This is a genomic window from Streptomyces sp. NPDC058678 (assembly GCF_042714835.1).
In the GTDB taxonomy this organism is placed as follows: domain Bacteria; phylum Actinomycetota; class Actinomycetes; order Streptomycetales; family Streptomycetaceae; genus Streptomyces.
Window position 1 is genome coordinate 45,053 of the sequence record NZ_JBHXSG010000008.1, and the last position, 9,777, is coordinate 54,829.

10 protein-coding genes and 1 tRNA gene are annotated in these 9,777 nt (G+C 70.8%); 10 read left to right on the plus strand and 1 reads right to left on the minus strand.

Features of this window, described 5'->3' with window-relative positions:
• The first annotated feature begins 42 nt into the window (after positions 1-42).
• The 8 genes from ACFWWR_RS10470 to ACFWWR_RS10505 all read left to right on the plus strand — a co-directional run bounded on the left by ACFWWR_RS10470 (position 43) and on the right by ACFWWR_RS10505 (position 7,869).
• Complete coding sequence (locus tag ACFWWR_RS10470) at positions 43-2,172, plus strand: FtsK/SpoIIIE domain-containing protein (RefSeq protein WP_384302806.1); 2,130 nt, start codon at positions 43-45, stop codon at positions 2,170-2,172.
• A 204-nt stretch (positions 2,173-2,376) separates the two neighbouring features.
• Positions 2,377-2,841, plus strand: coding sequence for a hypothetical protein (locus ACFWWR_RS10475; RefSeq protein ID WP_384302808.1), 465 nt, complete (start codon positions 2,377-2,379; stop codon positions 2,839-2,841).
• A gap of 90 nt (positions 2,842-2,931) precedes the next feature.
• Positions 2,932-3,627 (plus strand): class I SAM-dependent methyltransferase, encoded by a 696-nt coding sequence (locus ACFWWR_RS10480; protein WP_384302810.1) that lies wholly within the window; start codon positions 2,932-2,934, stop codon positions 3,625-3,627.
• A complete protein-coding gene (locus tag ACFWWR_RS10485; protein WP_384302812.1) occupies positions 3,624-4,514 on the plus strand; it encodes a bifunctional DNA primase/polymerase in 891 nt (296 codons plus the stop codon). Before ACFWWR_RS10480 ends, ACFWWR_RS10485 begins: the two co-directional genes overlap by 4 nt.
• Positions 4,511-4,921 (plus strand): hypothetical protein, encoded by a 411-nt coding sequence (locus ACFWWR_RS10490; protein ID WP_384302814.1) that lies wholly within the window; start codon positions 4,511-4,513, stop codon positions 4,919-4,921. The genes ACFWWR_RS10485 and ACFWWR_RS10490 overlap by 4 nt, the downstream gene beginning before the upstream one ends.
• Positions 4,918-6,063, plus strand: coding sequence for a DUF3631 domain-containing protein (locus ACFWWR_RS10495; RefSeq protein WP_384302816.1), 1,146 nt, complete (start codon positions 4,918-4,920; stop codon positions 6,061-6,063). Before ACFWWR_RS10490 ends, ACFWWR_RS10495 begins: the two co-directional genes overlap by 4 nt.
• Positions 6,064-6,245: 182 nt before the next feature.
• On the plus strand, positions 6,246-6,431 hold the full coding sequence (locus ACFWWR_RS10500) for a helix-turn-helix transcriptional regulator (protein ID WP_384302818.1): 186 nt from the start codon (positions 6,246-6,248) through the stop codon (positions 6,429-6,431).
• A 61-nt stretch (positions 6,432-6,492) separates the two neighbouring features.
• A complete protein-coding gene (locus tag ACFWWR_RS10505) occupies positions 6,493-7,869 on the plus strand; it encodes a tyrosine-type recombinase/integrase (RefSeq protein WP_384302820.1) in 1,377 nt (458 codons plus the stop codon).
• A 135-nt stretch (positions 7,870-8,004) separates the two neighbouring features.
• On the opposite strand, the gene ACFWWR_RS10510 is transcribed toward ACFWWR_RS10505, so the two are convergent.
• Positions 8,005-8,091, minus strand: a tRNA-Ser gene (locus tag ACFWWR_RS10510).
• A 111-nt stretch (positions 8,092-8,202) separates the two neighbouring features.
• Between ACFWWR_RS10510 and ACFWWR_RS10515 the strand changes: the two genes are divergently transcribed.
• Both ACFWWR_RS10515 and ACFWWR_RS10520 read left to right on the plus strand, forming a co-directional pair.
• Positions 8,203-8,595 (plus strand): hypothetical protein, encoded by a 393-nt coding sequence (locus ACFWWR_RS10515; protein ID WP_384302822.1) that lies wholly within the window; start codon positions 8,203-8,205, stop codon positions 8,593-8,595.
• 215 nt (positions 8,596-8,810) lie between these two features.
• Positions 8,811-9,647, plus strand: a complete 837-nt coding sequence (locus tag ACFWWR_RS10520) for a hypothetical protein (RefSeq protein WP_384302824.1) — start codon at positions 8,811-8,813, stop codon at positions 9,645-9,647.
• Positions 9,648-9,777 lie beyond the last annotated feature (130 nt).

Sequence of the window (9,777 nt, forward strand, 5' to 3'; positions counted from 1 at the left end):
TTCACTCCCGCCCCCGAAGGGGCAGTCAGGAGCAGTTCCAGCATGTCTGAGAACGTCGTTCACCTCCACAAGCCCACCGACCCCCCGGCCGACGACACGGCACCCACGGTGCTCACCGTCGTGCCCGACGCCCCGCCGGCGCCGCCCGTACCGCTGTGGGTCCGCTCCGGCCGCGCGGTCAAGAGCGCGGTGACCCACGAGACGACCAAGACCACTGTCCGCGCGGTGGCCCGGCACAGCCTCTACACCTTCAACGGCGGGCGGATCGTGGCCCGCCGGACCTGGGACGGCCGTACCGGGTCCCGCTACGAGCGGATGATCCGGGCGGCGGAAGCCGCGGGGAACCTGGAAGCGGCCGAAGAGTGGGAGGAGCGGTTGCAGCGCTTCCGCGCCGCCCGCCACCACCGCCGCATGGACCTGCTCCACTCCCCGGTAGAGGCCGCCAAGGGTGTCGCGGTCGGCGCCGGCATGAGCATCGGCGTCCTGATCGCCCTCGGAGTCATCATGGCCATCAACAACGGCCACGTCGGCGACGTCATCACCCCGCTCGCGGCCACCATCGACTTCATCGCCCTGCTCATCCGCATCGTGCAAGTCGTGTGGGGCCCGGCGCTCACCATCGGCCCGTTCCTCGCCCTGCTGGCCCTGTGGTCGGTCGGCAGCAAGCAGCACGCCGCACCCGCGTGGGCGCTGCCCGCCAACGTCCGGTCGGGCGAGGGGGAGCCGATCACCCCGTCCATCGTGGTCAAGGCCCTGCGCGACCTCGGCATCGCTCCGCTCAAGAACGCCATCAAGGAAATGGGCGACGCCGGCGCGTCCATGCTCGGACCGATCCGGATCGCCGGATGCGGCGTGGAAGTCGACGTGACGCTTCCGTCCGGGGTGGCCACGAACGAGGTGCAGAAGCGGCGCCGGAAGCTCGCCGAGAACCTGACCCGGCACGAGCACGAGGTGTTCATCACGATCCCCGAGGCGGCCCGCACGGTGCGGCTGTGGATCGCCGACTCGGGGGCGCTGGACGAGCCGATCGGCCCGTCGCCGCTGGTCACCGACGAGACGATGACCGCGAACTACAAGACCGGCAAGGCCCCTTGGGGGCAGGACCTGCGCGGTGATGCCGCCACGATCAGCCTGTATCAGCGGCACCTGCTGGTCACGGGTCTGTCCAACCAGGGCAAGACCGCCGCCCTGCGCGCCCTCGCTCTGTGGCTGGCGCTGGACCGGTCCGTGCAGTTCTGGATCGCCGACCTGAAGGGCATCGGCGACTGGGCCATGTTCGAGGGCATCGCGCAGGTGCTGATCGAGGGCCCGTCCGATGACCACGTCATCCAGGCGACCGAGATGGTCGAGGACGCGGTCGAGGAGATGAACCGGCGGATCGAGGAGCGCCGCCGTGACCCGAGCATCGTGTTCGAGCCGCTGATCGTGCTGGTGGACGAAGCACAGTTGGCGTTCATGTGCCCGGTCGTCGGCGACGACAAGCGGCCCTACGGCGGAGCCAAGGCAACGTCCCGGTACTTCATGGGCGTCCGCAAGATTCACAACCAGGGCCGTGCCGTCGACGTGCTGATGTGGCAGGGCACGCAGGACCCCACCGACCAGAACCTTCCCAAGCTCGTGCGGGAGGGCGCCCACACCCGCGCGTCCCTCGTGCTGGGCACCGAGTCCCAGGCCCGGATGGCGCTGGGGGACAAGGCAGTTGACGGCGGCGCCGCCCCGCACCTGCTGCGCCAGGGCTTGGACAAGGGCACGCTCGTGGTCGCATCGGACGGCATCACGATCCCCGCCGGGCAGGCGTCCATCACGGTGCGGACCCACTTCATCGACGACGAGCCGGCCGCCGAGGTCGCCGACCGGGCCAAGGCCCTGCGCGACGGCGTCGCCACCCTGCGCGTGGTCGACCAGGGAGAGGAGCGCGACGCGCTCGCCGACGTTGCTTCCGTCATCGGCGACGCGCCCCGGCTGCGGACGAACGAGGTTCTGAAGCGGCTGCACGCGCTGGCCCCGGACGTCTACGGCGACCAGTGGACCAACGACCGGCTCAAGAGCCTGTTGGAGGAGCACGGCGAGGAGCCGAAGAAGTCGCACGGGGTCATGGTCATCCACCGCGATCACGTCCTGCGGGCGCTCACCAACCGCGACGCCGAGGGTTCCGCTTCCGCCGCCGAGTAGCGGGGAGGCACGGCCGTCCGGTCCGGGGAGGCGGGGAGAAATCCCCAACCCCCTCCCCGGACCGCCTCCCCCGCGCTGATCAGCGAAAACACCGTTTCGGGGAGGCGGGGAGTCTCCCAGCTCAGACCCCCGAAACACCCCTCCGCACGGCATCCCGAAGGGGGTGCCTCTGCCTCCCCAACCGAGCACAGGAAGGGATTCCGCATGTACCCCGAACACACCCACCGTCCGCCCGCAGTTCGGGCCGTGGAAGTCCACCAGCCGCCCCCGCTCCCGCCCGCCGTCGCGTACCCGGCGCCGGTCGTACCCGTCCAGCCGGGCGCGGTGCCGGCGGTCGCGAGCATCGTCCTCCCGGACGGCCGCCTCGTCACCGGCTACGCCATCGACCACGCCCGCCCGGAGCCGGTGGCCGCCAAGCCGGCCGTCTCCCGCACGGCGGTCAACGTCGCCCTCGGAGGCGTCGGGTTCCTCGCGGTGTGCGGCGGACTGCTGCTGCTCACCTCGTTCATCGCCGCGCTCACCGCGTTCATCACCCAGCTCATCACCCTGGCCGCCGTCATCTTCGGCGGATGGATCGCCGTGCAGGTGCTCAGCGCGAGCGGCCACCGGGAGGGAACGACCGTCAACATCCGCAAAGCCGTGATCAAGCGCAACCACTTCCACGGCTAGCTACGCCAAGGGCGGCCCCCTCGTCTCGCCAAAGTCGCGGGGCCGCCCTTGTCCACCTGCCAACCACTTGACCTGTGGAGGTCTCCCAGCATGACGCAACCCGCCACCTTCCAGCGAGTGCGCGGCCACCGGCCGACGCTGCTGGATCTGTTCTGCTGCCAGGGCGGTGCCGCCAAGGGCTACGCCGACGCCGGTTTCGACGTGACCGGCGTCGACAAAGACCCGCAGCCCCGCTACCCCTTCCGGTTCGTCCAGGCCGACGCCATCGCGTTCGTTCTCGAACACGGCGCCGCGTTCGACTTCATCCACGCCTCCCCGCCCTGCCAGCACGACACCGAATGCCAGCGCATCCAGAACAACACCCATCCCGACCTCATCGCCCCCACTCGCAGCGCACTGGAGACCACCGGCCGCCCGTGGGTCATGGAGAACGTCCGGGGTGCGGCACCCAAGCTGCGTGAACCGGTGATGCTCTGCGGGCAGATGTTCGGCCTGGACAACTACCGGCACCGGTACTTCGAGCCCGGCGGCGGCTTCCGCCTCACCCAGCCCGGCCACCCGGCGCACCTGGTGCCGCAGGCCAAGATGGGCCGCCCCGTCCCGCCCGGCCACTACGGCCAGTTCGTCGGCAACTTTTCCGGTGTCCCCCTCGCCCGCAGGGTGCTGGGGGTGCCGTGGATGAACCGCGACGGCATCCGCGAGTGCATCCCCCCGGCCTACGCCCAGCACATCGGGTGCGCCGCACTCGCCCTGCTGGCCGCAACCGGCTGGGAGGCGGCGGCATGAGCGAGCACCTGATCCGTGCGGCCCTGGACGCCGCCGAACGCGGCTGGCATGTCTTCCCGCTCCGTCCCGGCACCAAGCGCCCCGCCCTCCACGGAGAGCAGCGCTGCCCCGGCACCGGGCCCTGCGCCGACGGGCACCGAAAGTGGGAGCAGCGGGCCACGACCGACCCGGACCGTATCCGCGCGACGTGGGCGCGGGCGCCGTTCAACGTCGGTATCGCCACCGGCCCTTCCGGGCTACTGGTGGTCGACCTGGACGTGCCCAAGGACAACAGCAGTTCAGACACGCCTTCCGGCGTGACGACCTTTGGAGCGCTCTGCGAGCGCGCCGGGCACGCCATCCCCGCCACCTACCGCACCCGGACCGCGAGCGGCGGTGAGCACCTGTACTTCACCGCACCGCCCGGGGTCCGACTGACCAACACCGCACGCACGGTGGCCGCTTCAGTCGACACCCGCGCATGGGGCGGCTACGTCGTCGCCGCCGGAAGCACCACCCCGGCCGGACCCTACGAAGCTCTGTGCGGCCCTGCGGTGGCCGCTGTGCCCGGATGGCTGCTGAGCATCCTCCGTCCTGCCCCCGAGCCGCCTGAGGCGCCGCCAGTGGCCACGATGGGGCAATCCCGCCGATACGCGGACGTAGCACTCGCCCGTGAGGCGCAGAACGTGGCGGGCGCCGTCCACGGCGGGCGCGAGGCCGCGTTGTTCCGGGCCGCGCGCGCCCTGGGGCGGTTCGTCGCGTGGGGCGACCTCCCCCGGCACATGGTCGAGCAGGCTCTTCAGGAGGCAGGCGAGGCGGCCGGCCTCACCGTCGCCGAGTGCCGCTCCACCCTCCGCAGCGCCCTGAACTGGTCCATCGCTCACAACCAGCGGCGGAGGACGGCATGAGCACCCCTCCCCGCCCCTCCCTGAAGAGCATCACCCCAACCGCGTCCGGGCCGTCCGCCGCCGGACCGGCCGCACCCCGGACGTCCGTTGGCGCCCCGAAGGGTGCCGCCCGTGAGGGCGTCGTGACAGCTCTTCGCTCGAACCGGCACGCGGTCACCGACCCGACGCCGGACCGGCCCGGTATCCGTATCTCCGCCCCGCCGGTCTACCGCCACCACTACGACGGCGCCCGCTGGTCCAAGCGCTACGGCGACACCCCCACCGCCGCCTACGCCTGCCCCTGCGGAGAAACCGGCACCGCCGCCGGCCAGCACAACGTGGCCGCGCTGGTCGCCGAGTACGACTACCACCGATCCACCTGCACCGGAACGCCCGCCGCCCCCACCGAAGGGAGGCCCGCCGCATGACCACCGCCATCGACGGCGCCGCGCTGCTGGACGAGGTGGAAGCCTTCCACCGCCGCTTCAACGTCTTCCCCACCGACGCCGCGTTCGTCGCAGTCGCCCTGTGGGACGCGCACGCTCACCTGCTCGACTGCTTCGACTCCACCCCCCGTATCGCCTTCCTGAGTCCCGAGCCGGGGTCGGGCAAGACACGGGCGCTGGAGATCGTGGAAACCCTTGTGCCGCAGCCGATGACGGCCGTCAACGCGTCCGCCGCCGCCCTGTTCCGGTCCGTCTCCGGGGCCAACGGCAAGCCCACGATCCTGTTCGACGAGATCGACACCGTCTTCGGCCCGAAGGCGGGGGACAACGAGGAGTTGCGCGGATTCCTCAACGCCGGACACCGCCGCACCGGGGTCACCTACCGGTGCATCGGCGACGGCGGCAACCAGACCGTGCAGGCGTTCCCCTCGTACTGCGCGGTGGCCGTCGCCGGTCTCGGCTCGCTGCCCGACACGATCCTGACCCGCTCCGTCATCATCCGCATGCGCCGCCGTGCCAGGAACGAGAAGGTGGAGCCCTTCCGGGCCCGCATCCACGAAGCCGAGGGACACAAGCTCCGTGACCGGCTCGCCGAATGGGCAGAGCACGCACGCGAGTTCGTCATGGGCGCGTGGCCCGACATGCCGGACGGAGTCGCCGACCGGCCGGCGGACGTGTGGGAACCGCTGCTCGCCGTCGCCGACGCGGCCGGCGGCCACTGGCCCGAGCGGGCCCGGGAAGCCTGCCTGACCCTGGTCAAAGCCTCCCGCGCCAACGACAAAGGCAGCATCGGCGTCCGGCTGCTGACCGACCTGCGCGACCACGTCATGGTCGGCATCGACCGCCTGCCCACCGTCGCCATCCTCGACCGGCTCAACGCCCTCGACGACGCCCCATGGGCCGACCTCCACGGCAAGCCCCTCGACAACCGGCGCCTCTCGAAGATGCTCGCCGAGTACATGACCGCCGACAACGAGCCCATCGCCTCCCGCAACATCAAGACCGCCGGAAGCGTCCTCAAGGGCTACTACTCCGCCGATCTCTGGGACGCGTGGGCCCGCTACTGCCCCCCACCCCCGGAAAGTCCGCTACCTCCGCTACCCGGCACCGAAAACGTGGCCTGACCAGCAGTGATGCGGTAGCGGCAAGCACCGAAACTTGCCGCTACCCCGCCGCTACCTATCCGCTACCGCTACCCCTTCCCGCTACCTCCAACAGGCCCCTGACCTGCGAGGTAGCGGCGGTAGCGGAAGTAGCGGCCCTCAGAGGTACCCCCTCCGTTGAACTCTGAGAAGGAGTCTTTGTCTTGGCTGGCACCGAGAAGCTCAAGCTCCGCGAAGTCCTCGAAGAGATCGAGATGAGCCGCGCCGCCTTCTATCGCATGCGCGCCCGCGGCAAGGCCCCGAAGCTCATCAAGCTGCCGAACGGGCAGATCCGCTGCCGCCGCAGCGACCTCGACGCGTGGTGGGCGAAGCACGAGATGAGCGCCTGAACCAGACCGCCCCGGAGGGGCCCCGCCGAGCGGAGGGGCCCCTCTTCTGTGAGGGAGATCAATGCATAGCTACGACGTGCGCCTCTGGAGCGTGCGCAAGCGCCCCAGCAAGGCCGCCCCGTTCCAACTGCGCTGGCAGGTCGACGGGACGGAGTACCAAGAGAAGTTCGCGACCAAGACGCTCGCGGACGCCCGCCGGGCGGAGCTGCTGACGGCGACCCGCAAGGGAGAGCCGTTCGACACCGAGACGGGGCTTCCCGTCTCGGAGGTGCGCGAGCGGAACCGTACGAGTTGGTACGCCCACGCCCGCGCGCACGCTGCCCGGAAGTGGCCGACAGCGGCGGCGAAGCACCGGGCGAGCATCGCGGAAAGCCTCACCATCGCAACGATGGCTCTGTGTCCGGCGGGCCGGGGGCGCCCGGAAGACGAGCTCTTGCGCCGTGCCCTCTACCAGTGGGGCTTCAACGCTGGACGTCACGACCAGGACCCGCCAGAGGCGGAGGCCAAGGCCCTGGCATGGGTGGAACGCAACGCGCCGGCCGTGGTCGACCTGGACAGCGCCAAGCGCGTGCGCACGGTGTTGGAGCACCTGGCCAAGCGGCAGGACGGGAAGTCGGCGGCTGCCAACACGTTCCGGCGCCGTCGCGCAGTGCTGAGCAACTGCCTGCGTCTCGCCGTCGAACACGAGTTGCTGCCCGGAAATCCCCTGCTCCGCGTGCACTGGGAGACACCGAAAGCGGTGGAGGAACTGGACGTGCGCAGCGTCGCCACGCCCGCGCAGGCAAGGGCGTTGCTGGACGCGGTCCGTGCGCAAGGGCCGCGCGGTGCTCACCTGGTCGCGTTCTTCGCGTGCATCTACTACGCGGCGATGCGCCCGGAAGAGGTGTCCATGCTGAGCGCCGACCAGTGCGACCTCCCCGCAGAAGGGTGGGGGCGGCTGATGCTCTCTGGCGCCCGGCCGCAAGTGGGGTCCGCGTGGACGGACGACGGCAAGCCGTACGAGGAACGGCAACTGAAGCACCGAGCCCGCCGTGCTGTCCGGCCCGTCCCCATCCCTCCGGTACTGGTCGCCATTCTGCGTGCCCACCTCGACGCGTTCGGGACCACGCCTGAGGGTCGGCTCTTCAGCGCCGTACGGGGCGGGCCGATCCGCTCGCAGGAGTACGGGGCCGCGTGGAAGGAGGCACGCCGGAAGGTGCTCACGCCCGCGCAGGTCGCCTCTCCGCTGGCCGCGATCCCGTACGACCTGCGGCACGCCTGCGTGTCGTTCTGGCTCCGCTCCGGGGTGAGCCTCGCCGAGACCGCCCGGCGCGCGGGGCAGAGCGTCGCCGTACTTCAGCGCTACTACGCCAAGGTTCTGGACGGGGAGGAAGCGAAGATGAACGCCCTGATCGAGCAGGGGTTGGCAGAGCACGAGGGCGAGGACGAAGGGCCCTGAATCCTGGCCGCAGGTTGGCCGCACGCGCTGGTCAGGAGTGGGATACCGCCGAATCAGGGTGAGACAGGGTGCACAGAGAAGGGGTGCCGCTCCGGAGAGGGCACCCCTTCTGACCTGCAACCTTCTGACCTGCTGCGGTGGGTGTGGGATTTGAACCCACGGTGACATCGCTGCCACGACGGTTTTCAAGACCGTTCCCTTAGGCCGCTCGGGCAACCCACCTGCGCCCCTGCCCACCTGGGGTGGAGCGGGTACAGCGTACCGGCCACGAGCTTGCAGCGGGGAGCATGGTCCACACGGGGTCGAGAAGCGGGCCGTAAGGCCACCCGGCCGGTGTCGATCCCGCCGGTGCTCGTGCGCCTGGTCCGCGAGCACGTCAACGGGTTTGGCACCGCCGAGGACGGCCGGCTGTTTCCCGTGGCCCAGGGCCGCCATCTGCTCTCCAAGGAGTGCGCAGAGGCGTGGAAGGCGGTCCGCCTCGCAGTGTGGTCCCAGGTCACGCGCGTCCTGCGCATGGAGACACTCGCCGCCCCCGCGGTCGCGACGGCTCTCGGCACGGGTATGGCCCTGCTCACGCCGACCGCCTTCGCCGCCGGATCACCGGCACGCTCACCCGCACCTCTTGCCGCTCACCCACACCGGCGTGCTCGCACCCACGGCCGTACTGGCACTGCCGCCACGGCGCTCCCCGCCCGGCCGGCCCTCCGCCGGAACCCGCTGAGGTGATCGGCAGCCGTCAATGCCCCCGACGCGACGCGAGGAGCAGCAACCTCCGTTCTGTTACCCCGAGTTGTTCATGTCACGGGACTGTGACGGGGTCGTCCTGGATCAAGGACCGAGGCATCCGTTCGGGTTCCGGCCCCCTCATAGTCGTCAAACAGGCGCTGAGGAACCGACCACACCTCAGCACCAACCAATCGACTACACAGGGGAATCGACCCATGACCCGCAACCGTCGCAAGGCCTTCCTCGTCTCCGCCGCGCTCCTGGGCGGCACCCTGCTGATGACGGCGTGCAACCAGGGCGACGACGCCGCCGGCAGCTCCTCCGGCAAGGCCGACGCGACCGCGGCGGCGGACAAGTCCGGCGGCAAGGGCGTCAGCGGCACCTTCGCGGGCGGGTCGGTGAAGTACCTCGCGTCGGGCAAGTACATCGTCAGCGTGTCCGGCAAGTCCGACCAGCAGTTCTGGATCGCGGACGACACCAAGATCCTTGGCGCGGGCACCATCTGCGGCGAGGCCGGGTCGAAGGTGGACGCCCCGTGCGAGGAGACCGACCTGGAGACCGCCACCAAGGGCGGACGCTCCGTCGACGCCGATGTGGTGATGAAGGACGGCGCCGCGACGGAGATCACCGAGCGCCGCGCCTCCGCGTCCTCCTCCGGCGGCGGCAGCACGTCCGAGCCCGGGAGCACGTCCGGCGGCAGCACGCCCGACGCCGGGAGCACGTCCGACACCGGCGAGACCGTCGTGGACGGCCTCAACAAGGGCAAGGGCGTCAACGGCACCTGGTACGGCATCGTGCGGTACGTGGCGCCCGGCAAGTACCTGGTCGACGGTCCCTCGGCCCAGGGCTCCGGCGGAGAACAGCAGGCCTTCTTCCTCGCCGAGGACACCGTGATCCTGGGCGGGGGCCAGATCTGCGGCACCGCCGGCTCGAAGGTGGACGCCCCGTGCGAGGAGGCCGACCTGGAGAAGGCCGCCAAGAAGGGCGTGGAGGCCGAGGTCGTGATCGAGAACGGCATAGCCACCAAGATCACTGACGGTGCGATCCTCTGATCCTTCAGCTCGCAACGAACAGAGGCGGGGGGGGGGGGGGCGAGAAGACGGCCCCACCCCCCCCACCCAGGAGGCGGGGGGGGGCGCCCGGCCCCCCCCCCCGCGGGGCCGGGCGCCACCCACCCCGGGG

Excerpts from the sequence above, each read along its gene's own strand:
- ACFWWR_RS10505 (WP_384302820.1), top strand. The coding sequence starts at position 6,493 with ATGCATAGCTACGACGTGCGCCTCTGGAGCGTGCGCAAGCGCCCCAGC.
- ACFWWR_RS10480 (WP_384302810.1), top strand. The coding sequence starts at position 2,932 with ATGACGCAACCCGCCACCTTCCAGCGAGTGCGCGGCCACCGGCCGACG.
- ACFWWR_RS10520 (WP_384302824.1), top strand. The coding sequence starts at position 8,811 with ATGACCCGCAACCGTCGCAAGGCCTTCCTCGTCTCCGCCGCGCTCCTG.
- ACFWWR_RS10475 (WP_384302808.1), top strand. The coding sequence starts at position 2,377 with ATGTACCCCGAACACACCCACCGTCCGCCCGCAGTTCGGGCCGTGGAA.
- ACFWWR_RS10470 (WP_384302806.1), top strand. The coding sequence starts at position 43 with ATGTCTGAGAACGTCGTTCACCTCCACAAGCCCACCGACCCCCCGGCC.
- ACFWWR_RS10485 (WP_384302812.1), top strand. The coding sequence starts at position 3,624 with ATGAGCGAGCACCTGATCCGTGCGGCCCTGGACGCCGCCGAACGCGGC.
- ACFWWR_RS10490 (WP_384302814.1), top strand. The coding sequence starts at position 4,511 with ATGAGCACCCCTCCCCGCCCCTCCCTGAAGAGCATCACCCCAACCGCG.
- ACFWWR_RS10495 (WP_384302816.1), top strand. The coding sequence starts at position 4,918 with ATGACCACCGCCATCGACGGCGCCGCGCTGCTGGACGAGGTGGAAGCC.